This window comes from Actinoallomurus purpureus, assembly GCF_024055795.1.
Classification (GTDB): Bacteria; Actinomycetota; Actinomycetes; order Streptosporangiales; family Streptosporangiaceae; genus Actinoallomurus; species Actinoallomurus purpureus.
This window is the reverse complement of sequence record NZ_JAMXMY010000009.1, coordinates 264,646-279,739: the sequence shown is the minus strand read 5'-3', so window position 1 is coordinate 279,739 and position 15,094 is coordinate 264,646. Positions and strand designations below refer to the sequence as shown.

The 15,094-nt window shown below is 71.8% G+C and carries 13 protein-coding genes and 1 riboswitch; of the genes, 8 read left to right on the top strand and 5 right to left on the bottom strand.

Annotated elements, in window-relative coordinates:
• Positions 1 to 9: 9 nt before the first annotated feature.
• The 3 genes from NE236_RS18955 to NE236_RS18945 form a co-directional block, all read right to left on the bottom strand.
• Entirely contained in the window at positions 10 to 471 is a 462-nt protein-coding gene (locus NE236_RS18955) for a hypothetical protein (protein ID WP_252843347.1), read from the bottom strand.
• Between the two features lie 849 nt (positions 472 to 1,320).
• On the bottom strand, positions 1,321 to 2,088 hold the full coding sequence (locus tag NE236_RS18950; RefSeq protein ID WP_252843346.1) for a bestrophin-like domain: 768 nt from the start codon (positions 2,086 to 2,088) through the stop codon (positions 1,321 to 1,323).
• A 216-nt stretch (positions 2,089 to 2,304) separates the two neighbouring features.
• Entirely contained in the window at positions 2,305 to 3,501 is a 1,197-nt protein-coding gene (locus NE236_RS18945; RefSeq protein ID WP_252843345.1) for a PucR family transcriptional regulator, read from the bottom strand.
• Positions 3,502 to 3,672: 171 nt separating this feature from the next.
• On the opposite strand from NE236_RS18945, the gene NE236_RS18940 reads away from it, so the two are divergent.
• Positions 3,673 to 4,881 (top strand): RNA-guided endonuclease InsQ/TnpB family protein, encoded by a 1,209-nt coding sequence (locus tag NE236_RS18940; protein ID WP_252843344.1) that lies wholly within the window; start codon positions 3,673 to 3,675, stop codon positions 4,879 to 4,881.
• A gap of 112 nt (positions 4,882 to 4,993) precedes the next feature.
• Here the strand turns inward: NE236_RS18940 and NE236_RS18935 are convergent, their stop codons facing one another.
• The gene (locus tag NE236_RS18935) at positions 4,994 to 5,935 is read right to left on the bottom strand and encodes an acyl-CoA desaturase (protein WP_308209115.1); all 942 of its coding nucleotides are present in this window, start codon (positions 5,933 to 5,935) and stop codon (positions 4,994 to 4,996) included.
• Between the two features lie 357 nt (positions 5,936 to 6,292).
• On the opposite strand from NE236_RS18935, the gene NE236_RS18930 reads away from it, so the two are divergent.
• From NE236_RS18930 to NE236_RS18900, 7 genes are all read left to right on the top strand, one after another.
• A complete protein-coding gene (locus tag NE236_RS18930) occupies positions 6,293 to 7,186 on the top strand; it encodes an isocitrate lyase/PEP mutase family protein (protein WP_252843343.1) in 894 nt (297 codons plus the stop codon).
• A gap of 142 nt (positions 7,187 to 7,328) precedes the next feature.
• Positions 7,329 to 8,195 (top strand): SIS domain-containing protein, encoded by an 867-nt coding sequence (locus NE236_RS18925; RefSeq protein WP_252843342.1) that lies wholly within the window; start codon positions 7,329 to 7,331, stop codon positions 8,193 to 8,195.
• Positions 8,192 to 9,073 (top strand): ROK family protein, encoded by an 882-nt coding sequence (locus NE236_RS18920; protein WP_252843341.1) that lies wholly within the window; start codon positions 8,192 to 8,194, stop codon positions 9,071 to 9,073. The genes NE236_RS18925 and NE236_RS18920 overlap by 4 nt, the downstream gene beginning before the upstream one ends.
• Complete coding sequence (gene nagA, locus NE236_RS18915; protein ID WP_252843340.1) at positions 9,070 to 10,167, top strand: N-acetylglucosamine-6-phosphate deacetylase; 1,098 nt, start codon at positions 9,070 to 9,072, stop codon at positions 10,165 to 10,167. Before NE236_RS18920 ends, nagA begins: the two co-directional genes overlap by 4 nt.
• Positions 10,164 to 11,006 carry a 1-phosphofructokinase family hexose kinase gene (locus NE236_RS18910; protein ID WP_252843339.1) on the top strand — a complete coding sequence of 281 codons (843 nt, stop codon included), beginning with the start codon at positions 10,164 to 10,166 and terminating at the stop codon, positions 11,004 to 11,006. Before nagA ends, NE236_RS18910 begins: the two co-directional genes overlap by 4 nt.
• Positions 11,006 to 11,833: a class II fructose-bisphosphate aldolase gene (locus NE236_RS18905; RefSeq protein ID WP_252843338.1), complete on the top strand. Its 828-nt coding sequence runs from the start codon at positions 11,006 to 11,008 to the stop codon at positions 11,831 to 11,833. The genes NE236_RS18910 and NE236_RS18905 overlap by 1 nt, the downstream gene beginning before the upstream one ends.
• A gap of 255 nt (positions 11,834 to 12,088) precedes the next feature.
• Positions 12,089 to 14,431 (top strand): transglycosylase domain-containing protein, encoded by a 2,343-nt coding sequence (locus NE236_RS18900; protein WP_252843337.1) that lies wholly within the window; start codon positions 12,089 to 12,091, stop codon positions 14,429 to 14,431.
• Between the two features lie 52 nt (positions 14,432 to 14,483).
• Here NE236_RS18900 and NE236_RS18895 read toward each other — a convergent pair whose 3' ends face one another.
• Positions 14,484 to 14,849, bottom strand: coding sequence for a DUF8711 family protein (locus tag NE236_RS18895; protein WP_252843336.1), 366 nt, complete (start codon positions 14,847 to 14,849; stop codon positions 14,484 to 14,486).
• A 105-nt stretch (positions 14,850 to 14,954) separates the two neighbouring features.
• A riboswitch (SAM riboswitch) is annotated at positions 14,955 to 15,068 on the top strand.
• The last annotated feature ends 26 nt before the right edge of the window (positions 15,069 to 15,094 follow it).

The window sequence follows — 15,094 nt, the reverse complement described above, 5'->3', positions numbered from 1 at the left end:
CCGGTTCCCTCAGATGGTCGCGAACGCGAGGCCCGCCCCTACGGCGATCATCGCCGCCAGGACGACGAGGACCATGACCGTGGCCAGCGGCTTCTTCCGCCGGGGCACGTGCACGGCCTCGCGCTTTCGGGGCTCCGGCACCGGGGCGAACGACGACCCCGGCCGGTGGCTCGGCGTCGTCCGCGGTGGCGACGCGACGGGCCGTGCGGCGGCCGGCTTCGCGGCGGCCGGGCGCACCGGCACGCCCGGCGCTGCGGGTGGTGCGGGATGCGGAGCGGCGTGCGGCGGCCGGGCAGGGGGCGGCGCCGCCGCCGGTGGAGAGGCTGGTGGCGGCGAGGCGGGTGGAGCCGCGGGTGGAGGCGTCGCCGGCGGTGGGACCTCCGGAGGAGCGGCGCGGCCGCAGGCCCCGACGGCGAGGCGGACGTCCAAGGCGTGGAGCAGGTCGAGGTCGACGCAGATCGAGAGCGCCACGGCGAGGACCGGCTGTGACCCTCCCACGCCCACGGCCACGGACAGGGGCGGGGAAGCGGCGTCGCCACCGGCCACGGACAGAGATCTCGGGGCGGCGTCGCCTCGGGCGCCGAGTCTCCTATCGATCGGTCCATCGGAGCGGCCGGGGGCCTGGCCATCGTGGCTCGGGTGACGTCGGTGCTGCCGGCCCGGCCGCGGGCCCGGGGCGGGATCACCCAGGTCGGGATCGGCCGGGTCTGCCGGTGCGGCGGAGGGCCGCCGAGCGACGGGCGAGGCCGGCGGCCGCACGAGACCGATGTCGAGAGGGACCTCGAACGGCTCCGCCGAGGAGCCCGGCTCGACCGGCTCTGGTATACCCGCGACCGGCGAGCCGTCAGGCCCGGCCGACCACCCACGGCCCGCCGCGCCCCGCGTCCCGGCCACCGGCGAACCGGCGGACCCGGCCGACCGTCCGTGGCCCGCCGCGCCCCGCGTCCCGGTGACCGGCGAACCGGCGGACCGCGCGCGCCGCGTCGCACTCCCTGGCAACGGCGAGCCGTCGGGCCCGGCGGACCGTCCGTGGCCCGTCGCATCCCGCGCCACCGGCGCATCGCCGGGTGCGGCCGGCCGCGCGGTGTACGGCGGGTGGTGCCCCTGGCGGTGCCGGGGGGACCGGGTGGAGGGGAGCGCGCGGGTCGGCGAGGTGGAACGGGTGGCTCGGGTGGACGACGCCGGTCGAGCCGAGGGCGTGAACGGGATTGGTGTACGGGGCCGGGCGGAGCGGGCCCCGTCGTCGGCCAGCGCGGGGGCCGCCATCAACCCGATGAGGGCACCCGTGGCCAGGACGCTGATGCTGCGCGTGCGCATGGGTCACCGGCTCTCGGGGATGCGGGGGAACTCCTGCTGCGCCGCCGTGAAGGCGTCGGGCTTGACGCGGAGGGCGCCGCTGAAGACGTGCGAGATGTCGAACGTCACGTAGACGCCGATGGTGAGCATCGCCGTCATCGCCGCCGCCGGGATGAGGGCCGTCCCCCGCGGCCGGGCGCCGGCCAGGAACGGGAACGCACAGGTGAGGACGGCGCCGACGACCGTGAGGGCCAGCAGGCCCTTGGGCGGCGTCGCCTTGGCGTCCACCGCGCGCTGGCCGCGCGCCGCCGACATGTCGCGGATCCGGTCGAGGAGGGTGCTGCGGGCGGCCTCCGCGGCGGTGCCGGAGACGTGCAGGCCGGTGACCTGGGCGCGGAGGGTGTCGAGGCGCGCCCAGCCTTCCTCACTGAGCCGCCCCTTCGCCATGACGTGCCACTCGTTGTCGACGATGAAGCGGACGTAGTCGCGCAGCGACGCCTGGACCTGGGTGCCGGCCGGGGCGGGCAGCGCCGCGGCCGCCCAGTAGGCGTCCACGATCGACTGGCTCTCGGCCTGGGTGTTCTGACGGGCGGAGTCGGCCGTGGTCCACGGAACGACGATGGCGATGGCGAACGCGAGCAGGAAGAGGGAGGACAGCATCGAGCCTGCGTGGCCCGCGGTCGTGCTGCCCGGGCCCCGGTCGTCGGCGCCGTGGCGCGACTTCCGGAAGAGGAACGCGGCCGCGAACACGGCCCCGACGGCCGCGGCTACAGCGAGGGTGAACACGAGCATGACCGTCTCCATGGCTTGCCGTTGACGAGACGTGCGTGCGCCGACCTGTAGCGCACCGTCACATGACTATCACACTACGTATCCTTTTTGTAGCTGCGATGTGCCCGCGTCCTGAGGTGGCCACCGCCGTGGTCTTGCCGATGGCGCGGATCGGGTCGCCGAACAGCGGTAAGAAGAAGATGAGGACGGACGAGGAAGGTCCCGGAACGGCCGCGGTCAGGTCTCGCGGGCCCGGGCCAGTGCCAGCCAGGCGTGCAGTGCCATCTCGAGAGCGAGTTGCCGGTCGGTGTCGTAGAGGCGCTCTCCGAACAGCTCCTCCAGCTGCCGGAGGCGGTACCGCACCGTCTGCGGGTGGATGTGCAGGCGCTCGGCGGCCTCGTTGGCGTTGAACCCGCGCTGCAGGCAGGCGAGGAGTGTCTCCGCGAGGCGCTCGCGCTGGCCGGGGCGAAGGGTCTCCAGGGGCGCCAGCCGGCCGGCGACGACGTTCCGGATGAACTCCTCGTCGCGGAAGACGACGAGGGTCGCCTCGTGGTCGCCGCAGCGGATGAGGCCGTCACCGGAGATGATGTCGCGGCGGGCGAGGGCGAGGGCCTCACGCGCCCACCGCAGGGAGTTCGCCGCGCCCCGGAGTGGGACGGTCGGGCCCACGGCGGTGGTCCAGTCGACGTCGATGGCGTCGAGGATGCGGGAGCGCCCCGGGCCGTCCGGGTCGGGCAGCAACAGGTACGGCTGCGGGCAGTCGGTGTCGACCAGGACGTCCGGCGGAAGCGTCAGCGGGATGAACTGGTCCTGTTTCCGCTCATGGAGGGCGACGCCGGCGACCGTACGGGGCAGGGCCCAGCCGGCCATCCTGGCGACCTCCGCGACCTCTTCCGAAGACGCCGGCGGGTCGGACAGCACCAGGCCGAGCAGCCTTCGCCGGCGGCGCTCGACCTCGCCGGCGGCCCGTCCGATCGCCTTGAGGTATCCCTCCGAGGCGGCCGCGGCGATCTCGTCGAGGAAGACGAAGATGGCCTCGGCCAGCGGCCCGAGAACGTCTGGCGAGTCGCACTGGTCGGCCATGCGGCGCCAGGCCAGCCGGGCGCCCACCCTCAGCGATCGCTGCAGCGCGTCGAGACTCCGGCCCTGATTCGCCTCCCAGGCCCCGATCGCCCGGTACACCGACGCGATGCTCTCCCACGGAGCGCGCGGGTTCTCCAGCAGGTCGACGAACTGGCGGAGCGCGCCCTCGACCGCGAGCCGTTTCTGGTGCCCGAAGATCTCGTCTTCCGGCCGGTCGAACTCGGGGACCTGAGATCCGATCTCGGCGATGACCTCGTCCACCAGCGGCCCGACGAGAGGGCGCAGCCACACTGCGGTGCCACGGGGGACGGCCAGCCATGGCCGGGATTCGGCGTCTTGTCTCCTCACCACGGTTTGCACCCTTCACCTTGTCCTCCGGAGGATGCCCCGGCCTTCACGCTGGGGAGGAATCCGGACTCCGTCAGGAGCGGCCCGGCGTAGCCGGGACGGCCTGAGAACGAAGTCCGCCGACATCCGTCCATTCGACTTACAAATATGTGCGTCACATGTAAGGTCGCGGGTATGCGGACGGCGTACAAGTGCCGGGCCTACCCGGACCCCGAACAAGCGGCGGTGTTCAGCCGCACGTTCGGCTGTGTGCGCCTGGTGTGGAACAAAACCCTCACCGAACGCCACGCGGCCTACCACCAGCGAGGCCAGAAGACCTCCTACCGGCAGACCGACGCGGCGCTGACCGCGTGGAAGAAGACCGAGGACCTGGCGTTCTTGTCCGAGGTGTCGTCGGTTCCGCTGCAGCAGACGCTGCGGCATCAGCATGCGGCGTTCGCGAACTTCTTCGCCGGTCGCGCGAAATACCCGCGGTTTAAAACCCGCAGCTCCCGGCAGTCGGCGCACTACACCCGCTCGGCGTTCCGGATGAAGGACGGCGAGTTGTCCATGGCCAAGACCCGGGCACCGCTGCGGTTCGTGTGGTCCTTCGGCGACGTCGAGGTGTCCACGCTGAACCCGACCATGGTCGTCATCTCCCGGGATCCGGACGGCCGCTGGTACGTGACCTTCGCCGTCGACACCGACGCCCCCGACCCCATGGACGAGGCCGGGCACGCCATCGGTATCGATCTGGGGATCAAGGACTTCGCGGTCACCTCGGACGGGGAACGCATCGCCAACCCCCGCCATCTGGAGCGCAAGGCCCGCAACCTCGCCCGCTACCAGCGGCGGATGGCCCGCCGTGAGCGCGGGAGCGCCAACCGGCGTAAGGCCAAGGCCAAGGTCGCCCGCGCCCACCGCAAGGTCCGCAACGCCCGAAACGACTTCCTGCACCGCGTCAGCACCAACCTGGTGCGCAGAGCGGATGTCATCGTGATCGAAGACCTCGCGGTCGCCAACATGGTGAAGAACCGAAAGCTGGCGCGGGTGATCTCCGATGCGGGGTGGGGGGAGTTCCGCCGGCAGCTGGAGTACAAGGCCGAACGGGCCGGGCGCACGCTCGTGGTGATCGACCGCTGGTATCCGTCTTCCAAGACCTGCTCGGCTTGCGGGCACCTGCTCGCGGAACTGAGTCTTTCCACCCGGCACTGGACGTGTCCGGGCTGCCGCACCCGGCATGACCGGGACATCAACGCGGCCAAGAACATCCTTGCGGCTGGTCGAGCCGTAGCCGGGCACAACCCCGGTGATGCCTGTGGAGCTGGTGTAAGACGGCAAGGGTCCTCCCTTCCGCAGCCGGCGCTGAAGCAGGAAACCCGCGCCGTGAGGCGCCCGGCCTAAAGGCCGGATCGGCCACAAGGCCGATGGGAATCCCCCTTTCTTCAGAAGGGGGAGGAAGTCAACGGCCGATCGTGCACGACGTGGGGTGGGCTCGGTAAGCGGATCGAGGGGATCACTCGGCGCCGGCCCGGGCGGCGAGCCGGCGTTCGTCCGGCCAGCGGACGTCGCGGGTCCAGCCGAGGCGTTCGAACAGCCAGATCAGGCGGGCGCTGGAGTCGAGCTGGCCGCGCAGGACGCCGTGCCGGGCGGAGGTCGGGTCGGCGTGATGCAGGTTGTGCCAGGATTCTCCGCCGGAGAGGGGCGCGAGCCACCAGACGTTGCCGGACCGGTCACGAGCCCGGAAGGGCCGCTCCCCGCCGACGTGGCAGATCGAGTTGATCGACCAGGTGACGTGGTGCAGCAGGCCGATGCGGACGAGCCCGGCCCAGAAGAAGGCCGACCAGGCGGCTCCCGCGTCCCAGGATCCGGAGCCCCACAGGCCGCCCGCCACCGCCGGACCGGCGAAGGAGAACAGCACGATCAGCGGCTGCCACTGCGTGACCCGGCGCAGATCGGGGTCGGCGAGCAGGTCGGGGACGTAGCGGCGCTGGTTGGTCTTCTCGTTGTTGAAGGTCCATCCGACGTGCGCCCAGAGCATGCCCTTGACGAGGGCCGGCACGGAGGTGCCGAACCGCCACGGCGAGTGCGGGTCTCCCGGCCGGTCGGAGAACTGGTGGTGGCGCCGGTGGTCGGCGGCCCACGTGATGACGTCGCCCTCGACCGCCATCGTGCCGGCGACCGCGAGCGCGATCTTCAGCGGACGGGCGGCCTTGAACGCCTTGTGGGTGAACAGCCGGTGGTAGCCGATCGTGATCCCGTGCCCGGCGATGACGTACATCACCGCACCGATCACCAGGTCGTGCCACGTCACACCCCAGCCCCAGAGCACGGCGACGGACACGATCACCGCGACGAACGGGATGCCCACGAAGACGCCGACGATCACCCGGTCGCCCGCCCTCATCCCCTCCCCCCAGGGAGTAGTCGTGTCGACGGGAACGGCCTGTTCCGTCATCTGACCCTCCTCCTGACGTGCGGGTCAGCGGCACGTTACTGGCGAGTATCAATGTGATCTACGCAACAATCACACACCTTGACCGCAACAGTCCTCACAAAAGTGACAAGCGAGGGACAGGGCCCGTCGCCACGACAAGGCCAACATTCGCGGCCGTAGTCGTCTATTCGGCGACTCGCGCACGACATTTTTTCGCCGACTTTTTGGGCGATTCTCCGATATCCCGACTCACGGTTAGCGACCTTTTACCGGAACGCCAGCGCGCCCCTCCTTGCCAAGCCTTTACCGTGGGCGCCGCATGACATTCCGCCACGCCCGTCACAGGGCTCTGATCTCGAACGATCAATCGGGGAACACATGAATTCACATTCCGGCCGGTCCGTACGATCGGCGCGGCGTAACGAGGCCGGACACCACCTGCGGAGCGCGATCGGCGCCGAATCCGTCACGCCGCTGATCGGAGTGTTCGACATGTTCTCGGCGTCCGTCGCGGCCCGGCACTACGACGGGTTGTTCGTCTCCGGATTCGGGTTCGCCGCCTCGCACTACGGCCTGCCCGACATCGGCTTCATCGCCTGGCCCGACATGGTGGGCTTCGTCCAGCGCCTCCGGCTCGCCTTTCCCCGGCACCACCTGCTCGTCGACATCGACGACGGCTACGTCGACCCCGAGGTGGCCTGCCACGTCGTCGAGCATCTCGAGGCCATCGGCGCCTCCGGTGTGATCATCGAGGACCAGAAGCGCCCGCGCCGCTGCGGGCACGTCGACGGCAAGCAGATCCTCCCGCTCGGCGAATACCTGGAGAAGCTGCGGATGGTCCTGCAGACCCGGCGCGACATGGTCGTCGTCGCCCGGACCGACGCGACGAACGAGCGCGAGATCGTGCTGCGCGCCGAGGCCCTGGCCGCCACGGACGCCGACGTCATCCTCGTCGACGGGGTGCGCAGCGCCGAGTGGATCCGCAAGATCCACGCCGTGACCGGCGGCAAACCGCTGCTGTTCAACCAGATCGCCGGCGGGAAGTCACCGCGGTTCTCCCTGTCCGACCTGGAGGACCTCGGCGTCAGCGTCGCCATCTACAGCACGCCGTGCCTGTTCGCGGCGCAGGCGGCGATGGACCGGGCGCTGATCCACCTGAAGGAGGAGGACGGACGGTTGCCGGAGGTCGCCGACGGCACGGTCGGCGTCGCCGACTGCCTCTCCCTCCTGGAGGGCAACCTCAGCCGCCACCACCCGCCGGGCCACGACTGACCGGTGTCCCGGCACCTGCCGCGCCGGGACGCGCCGCCCCTACCCGCCGATTCCGCGCCTGCTCGACTGTTGTCGACTTCGTGTTCATTAGTGCATGATGCAAGCACGAATCGCTCAATAACGAGCAGGCGTGGAGGCGGGATTGGCGCAGCAACACGTACTGGCCGAGATCGAAAGCCAGCCATCCTGCTGGCGGCGGGCCGCCGACCGGCTCGGCGACGCGCGAGGGGCGCTGCCCCGCGACGGTGAGCGCGTGGCGGTGTTCGGTTGCGGCACGTCCTTGTACATGGCCAGGGCGTACGCCGTGCTGCGCGAGAGTCGCGGCCTCGGACTGACCGACGCCTTCCCCGCCTCGGAACTGCCCTTCGGCCGCGACTACGACCGCTACGTCGCCATCAGCCGTTCCGGCACCACGACCGAGGTGCTCGAGGCGGTCGAGCGCCTGCCGAACGTCACCGCGATCACCGCGATCCCCGACGCGCCGTTCGCGGCCGGTACCCAGACGGTCGTCCTCGACTTCGCGGACGAGAGGTCGGTGGTGCAGACGCGCTTCGCCACGACGGCGCTGGCGCTGCTGCGCGCCTCCCTGGGCGACGCGGTGCCCGCCGACGACGCCGAACGGGCGCTGGCCGAGCCCCTGCACCCCGAGTGGCTCGCCGCCGAGCAGATCACCTTCCTCGGCCGGGGCTGGACCAACGGCCTGGCGGACGAGGCGGCGCTGAAGGCGCGCGAGGCCGCACAGCTGTGGACCGAGTCCTACCCCGCGATGGAGTACCGCCACGGCCCGATCAGCATCGCCCAGCCGGGCCGGCTCACCTGGATGTTCGGCGCCGCTCCGGAGGGGCTCACCGACGACGTCGCCGCGACCGGCGCGACGTTCGTGACCAGTGACCTCGATCCGCTGGCGCACCTCGTCGTCGCGCAGCGGCTGGCGGTCGCGCGGGCCGAGGAGAAGGGACTCGATCCCGACCGCCCGCGGTCGCTGACCCGCTCGGTCGTGCTCAAGTGATCGTCGCTCTCGACGTCGGCGGCACGTCGATGAAGGGAGCGGTCCTCTCCCCCGGCCTCGACCGGGTCACGGCCCTGCGGCGGCCCACGCCGCAGGGCGACGCCGCCGTCGGCGCCGTAGTGGAGACGGTGGTGGAGCTGGTCGAGCGGGCGGGCACCGCGCGGGCGGTCGGCCTCGCCGTGCCCGGCATCGTCGACGACGAGCGCGGCGTCGCCGTCTGGTCGGAGAACATCGGCTGGCGCGACGCCCCCTTCCGTGACCTGATCGCCGAGCGCACCGGCCTGCCCGTCGCGGTCGGCCACGACGTACGCGCCGGCGGGACCGCCGAGATCCGCCTCGGCGCGGCCCGGGGTGCCCGCAACTCGCTCGTCATGCCGATCGGAACCGGCATCGCGGCGGCGATGGTGATCGACGGGCACCTGTGCGTCGGCAACGGTTACGCCGGAGAGATCGGGCACATGTCCGTCGGCGTGGACGAGCCGTGCGTCTGCGGAGGCACCGGATGCCTGGAGGCCGTTGCCTCCGCCGCCGCGGTCGCCCGCCGTTTCGCCCGTCGTACGGGCCGGGAGGCGACCGCCGACGCGGTAGCGGCCCTGGTGACCGAGGGCGACGCCGACGCGGCGGCGATCTGGGCGGAGACGATCGGCTTCCTGGGCACGGCCCTGGCCGCCGCGACCGCGCTGGTCGCCCCGGAGGTGATCGTCATCGGCGGGGGGCTGTCACGGGCGGGCGACCTCCTGCTCGGCCCGCTCAGCGACGACCTCGCCGGGCGGCTGACCTTCCACCGCCGGCCGCGCCTGACCATCGCGCGGTTCGGAGACGAGGCCGGGTGTGTCGGCGCCGGACTCTGGGCACGCGACCTGTTGGAGCGACGATGACAGTGCTGAGCGCGGACAAGGTCGTCACCCCCGGGGGGATCCTCGAACCCGGATGGGTGAGCGTCGAGGACGGCCGGATCGCGCGCGTCGAACACGGCCGCCCGGAGCGGGCCGACCATCACGCGCACGTGATCGTCCCCGGCTTCGTCGACGTGCACTGCCACGGTGGCGGCGGGGCGTCGTTCGACTCGGCGGACCACGAGGAGTGCGCGCGGGCTGCGGCGTACCACCGCGAGCACGGCACCACGACCCTGGTCGCGAGCCTGGTGACGGCGGCGCCCGACGACCTCGAACGGCGGGCGTCCGTGCTCGCCGAACTCGCCGACGACGGCGTCGTCGCGGGAATCCACTACGAGGGTCCGTTCCTGTCGCTCGCCCGCAAGGGCGCGCACAATCCCGCGCTGCTGCGCACGCCCGACCCGACGACCGTGGACCGGCTACTGAAGGTCCCGCGCGTGCGGATGATGACGCTCGCGCCCGAGCTCGACGGCGGCCTGGACGCGCTGCGCCGGGTCCGCGACGCCGGGGTGATCCCCGCCGTGGGGCACACGGACGCGACGTACGACGTGGCGGTCGAGGCCACGCGGGCCGGCGCGCGGGTCGCGACCCACCTGTTCAACGGGATGCGCCCGCTGCACCACCGCGAACCGGGGCCGATCCTCGCCCTCCTGGAGGCGCCGGACGTCGTCGTGGAGCTGGTCGGCGACGGCGTGCACCTGCACCCGTCGATCGTGGCGCACATCGCCCGTGTCGCGGGCGGCGCGCGGACCGCGCTGGTGACCGACGCCGTCGCGGCGGCGGGCATGGCCGACGGGGAGTACCGCCTCGGCGGCCTGGACGTCGAGGTGCGCGACGGCGTGGCGCGCCTGGCCGAGAGCGGATCGATCGCCGGAAGCACGGCGACGGCCGCGGCGGTGTTCCGGCGCACAGTGCTGACGTCCGGCGTCGCACTATCGGAGGCCGTACGGCTCGCGGCGACGACCCCGGCCACCCTGCTCGGCCTCACCGACCGGGGCGCCGTCGCCCCCGGGCTCCGCGCCGACCTGGTGCTCCTCGACGAGGACCTCCGCGTCCAGACGGTGGTGACGGCGTGATCGTCACGGTCACGCCGAATCTCGCCCTCGACGTCACGTACGAAGTGCCGGAGCTGCGTCCGGGGCTCACCCATCGGGTCGAGACCGTGCACGCCCGCGCCGGCGGCAAGGGCGTGAACGTCGCGCGCGTGCTGCGGTCGCTCGGCCACGACGTCCTCGTCGTCGGCCTGGCCGGTGGGGCGACGGGCGACGCCGTGCGCGCCGACCTCGACGCCGCCGGGCTGACGCACGACCTCGCCTCGATCGGCGGCGAGACCCGCCGTACGGTCACCATCGTCGCCGGCGGCGAGGCGACCCTGCTCAACGAGCCCGGCCCGGTCGTCACGCCGGACGAATGGGCGGCCCTGGAGGCGCGGATCCCCGACGCCGACGTCGTCGTCGTCTCCGGCAGCCTCCCGCCAGGAGTGCCCGCGGACGCCGTCGCCCGGCTCGCCCGGCGTGACGTGCCGGTCATCGTCGACACGTCCGGCGAGCCCCTGCGGCACGCCGCGCCGTACGCCTGGGCGGTCAAGCCGAACGCCGCCGAGCTCGCCGAGCTCACCGGCACCGACGACCCCGTGACCGGGGCCCGGTCGCTGGGGGCGCGCGCGGTGGTCGTCTCGCTCGGCGCCGAGGGCCTGCTGGCCGTCACCGGCGACGACGTGCACCGCGTGGCCCCGCCCCGGGTGGTCGGCGGCAACCCGACCGGCGCGGGCGACGCGGTCGTCGCCGCGCTCGCCGCCGGTGTCGGATCGCCCTGGCCGGACCTGCTCAAGGACGCCGTCGCCCTGTCGGCCGCGGCCGTGCTCGCCCCCGTCGCGGGATCGTACGATCCCGCCGCGTACGAAGGATTCCGCTGATGCCTCTCGTCTCCGCAGGAGAGATCGTCGTCACCGGGCACGGCGTCGGCGCGTTCAACGTCATCCAGCTCGAACACGCCGAGGCGCTGATCGCGGGGGCCGAGGCGGCGGACCGTCCGGTCATCCTGCAGATCAGCGAGAACTGCGTGCGCTACCACGGCGCGCTCGAGCCGATCGCGGCGGGAAGCCTCGCCGCCGCGCGCGCCGCGAAGGTCCCGGTCGCGGTCCACCTCGACCACGCGACCTCCCCCGAGCTCGTACGGGAGGCGGTCGGGCTGGGCCTGGGCTCGGTGATGTACGACGCGTCCGCCCTGGACTATGACGCCAACGTCGCCACCACCGCCGAGGTGACGGCCCACTGCCACGATCACGGCGTGTGGGTCGAGGCCGAGCTGGGCGAGGTGGGCGGCAAGGACGGCGTGCACGCGCCGGGCGCCCGCACGGACCCGGAGGAGGCCGCTCGCTTCGTCGCCGCGACCGGCGTGGACGCGCTCGCGGTCGCGGTCGGCACCTCGCATGCGATGACGGACCGGACGGCGACGGTCGACCTGGCGCTGATCGCGCGGCTGCGCGAGGCGGTGCCGGTGCCGCTCGTCCTGCACGGGTCGTCCGGCGTGCCCGACGCCGACCTGGCCCGGGCCGTACGGGCCGGGATCGTCAAGGTGAACATCGCCACCCACCTGAACAAGGTTTTCACCGACGCGGTTCGGGGATACCTCGCCGACCATCCGACGGTTGTGGACACCCGAAAATATCTGGCGCCGGGGCGGGACGCCGTGGCGCGTGAGGTGGCGCGGTTGCTCGGCACGGTGCTCACCGGGGGCTGACGGGCCCTCTATCCTCCGTGGCTTAGGATCGTCAAGCCCCCGGACGCCCGGCACGCCGATCGGCGCAGCCGCGACCCTGCGGTAGGTTCGAGGGTTCACGCAGGTCACGGGGGACGAGTGAGTGACAAAGACGCCGGCGTCGGAGCCGGCGAATCCAATAGGCCCGACACCTCTGCGAACGACGGCGAGCCCACGGGGCACGCCGACGGCGCCGATCCTTCCCTGGGCGGACGCGCAGAGAGCGATGACGGGTCCGTGCCAACTTCCGGGCCGTCCGGCGCGTCCAACAACGATGACGCCGCCGGGCCCGAGGCCGCGGCCGGACCGGAAGACGCGGCCGATCCGCGCGGCGTCACCGCACCGGCATCTGCCGTCGAGTCCGGAGCCACTGATCCCGATGACACCACTCGACCCGACATCGCCCCGCCCGTGGAACCCACGGTGGGCGGTCCGTCGCCGGTCGTGGCCGACGAGAGCCCGTCGGCCGTGACCGCCGTCCGCGCTCTTCCCGAGGGCGAGAAGCCCGAGAACCCCGAGAAGAAGCCGAAGAAGAAGGGCAGCCGGCGGGCCAAGTGGCTGCGGCGCACGGCGTACGTACTGGGCGTGCTGCTCCTGCTGCCCGTCGCCGGCTTCATCGTCGCCTACCTGATGACGCCGATCCCGAGCACGGCGCAGGCCGAGGCCGTGAAAGAGGCGTCGGTCTTCTACTACAGCGACGGCAGCGTGATTCTCCGGACGGGAACCAACCGTCAGCCGGTGCCCCTGTCGAAGGTCCCCAAGCAGGTCCGCGACGCCGTGATCTCGGCGGAGAACCGCAGCTTCTACAGCGACCCCGGGGTGTCGTTCAAGGGCACGGCGCGGGCGTTCTGGGCCACGGCGACCGGCGGGTCGCTGCAGGGCGGCTCCACCATCACCCAGCAGATGGTCCGCAACTACTACAGCGGCCTCAGCCAGCAGCGCACCGCGTCGCGGAAGCTGAAGGAGATCATGATCGCGCTCAAGGTCGGGCGCGAGAAGGACAAGAGCTGGATCCTCCAGCAGTACCTCAACACCATCTACTTCGGCCGCGGCGCGTACAGCATCCAGACGGCCGCGCAGGCGTACTACGGCAAGGACGTCCAGAACCTGACTCCGTCCGAGGGCGCGTACCTCGCCGCGGCCATCCAGGTCCCGACCTACGCCGGTGACCTGTCCAGGCAGGGTGCCCAGGGGTACATGCAGGCCCGCTGGAAGTACGTCGTCGACGGCATGGTGCAGATGAAGAGCATCACGCCGCAGCAGGCGGCCGTCATGCGATTCCCCGTGCCGCAGAAGCAGAAGATCAAGGACACCGACGGCGGCCAGCGGGGCTACATCCACGAACTCGTCGAGGCCGAGCTGAAGCGCATGGGGTACACCCAGGACCAGATCGACAAGGGCGGGCTGAGGGTCCGTACGACCTTCGACAAGAACCTCATGGACGACGCCAAGCAGGCGGTCGAGGACGCCATGCCCTCGGGCGTCTCCAGCAAGGTGAGGGCGGGCCTGGTGTCGGTCGACCCGTCGACCGGCGAGATCAACGCGTTCTACGGCGGTAAGAACTACCTCGACCAGCAGTTGAACTCCGCTTTGACCCCTGTGCAGCCGGGGTCGGGTTTCAAGCCGTATGCCCTCGCGGCGGCGCTGGATGACGGAATGTCCCTGGACGACTACGTCGACGGCAGCACCCCGCAGACCTTCGATGGCAGCAAGGTCGTGAACGACGACGACGAGGACTTCGGCCCGGTGAACCTCGTCACCGCGACGCAGAACTCCATCAACACCGCCTACGTCAACATCGCCCAGAAGATCGGGAACGACAGGGTGATGAAGATGGCGGAGAAGCTCGGCATCCCCGAGTCGCAGCTGACCGCCAACGGCGCGAACACCGCCGTCGTCTTCCCGCTCGGCGTGATCGACGTCAGCGTGGAGCAGCAGGCCGCCGCGTACGCCGCGTTCGCGTCCGAGGGCGTCTACCACGCCCCGCACGTCATCCGGTCGGTGACCGACCGGAACGGTAAGAAGCGCGTCGTCTCGACCACCGGCAAGCGGGCGTTCAGCACACAGGTCGCCCGGGACGCGACGTACGCCATGCAGAAGGTCGTCGACGCGGGCACCGGCACCAGGGCCGCGCTGCCCGACCGGAACGCCGCCGGCAAGACCGGCACGACCAGCAGCGGCAAGCAGCTCTGGTTCAACGGCTTCATCCCGCAACTGGCGGCCTCGGTGGCGCTCTTCCGGACCGACAACAAGGCACTGAGCCTTCCCGGCTACTCCTCGTACGGAGGGGACCTGCCGGCCACGATCTGGAAGAACTACCTCGTCAAGGCCGACCAGAACATGTCGGTGAAGTCGTTCGGCGACCCGTCGGTGTACGTCGGCGGGCGCCAGTACCCGACCACGCCCGTCCAGCCGCGGCCGCGTCCCACCATGTCGCGGCCCCGGACCATCGCGCCGTCGCGTCCGTCCTCGCCGACCCACATCCCGACGCACATCCCGACGCACGAGCCCACCGGCGGCCCGCCGACCGGCCAGCCCACGGGCCGCGTGGACGAGAGCGACCCGAACTCGATGTTCTGAGCGTCTGAGCGCCCGCGGCCGAACGGTCGCGGGCGCTCAGACGCTCAGACGCTCAGCGGCAGGCCTTCGCCAGTGCGGCGGGCTGACGCTGGACGGCGGTCTGCATGCCCGAGATGTCGCGCGGGGTCATGCCGGTGCCGACCCCGCGCCACTCAGCGGCCATGCCGCGCAGGGTGCGGCTCAGCGTGCGGTCGTCGGACTCGCGGGCGAGCGCGTCGAACCGGGTGGCGAGGGCCGCCGCCGCCTGCTTCCACTGGGTGACGTCGTCCGGTGAGATGCGGTTCAGGGTCGTGTTGTAGGCCCCGACCGCCTTGACGGCGTCCTTGCAGACCCGTCCCTTGTTCGTGCCGACGCCGCAGCCGGCCGCGCACACCGCGACCAGAAGGACCCCCACCGGCCGCCGCCATACACGCCGCATCTCCCTGCTCCCTTCGACGATTCCCCTGCCGGTATTGAACCGGGAGAAGCGATCACATGGCGTCGAATCGGAGTTCTTCGGGCGCGTGGTCTATAATCCCGACCAGGTCACGAGTGCCAGCGCGAAGCCCCGGCTTGCTGGCCGGCAACCCTCCGTCCGTGGCGGGGTGCCCCGGGTGATGACCGGGTCCGGCACGACCGTGCCGGGCAAGCGCGGACCCCTCGCGGGGTCCCAGGCCCCGCCGG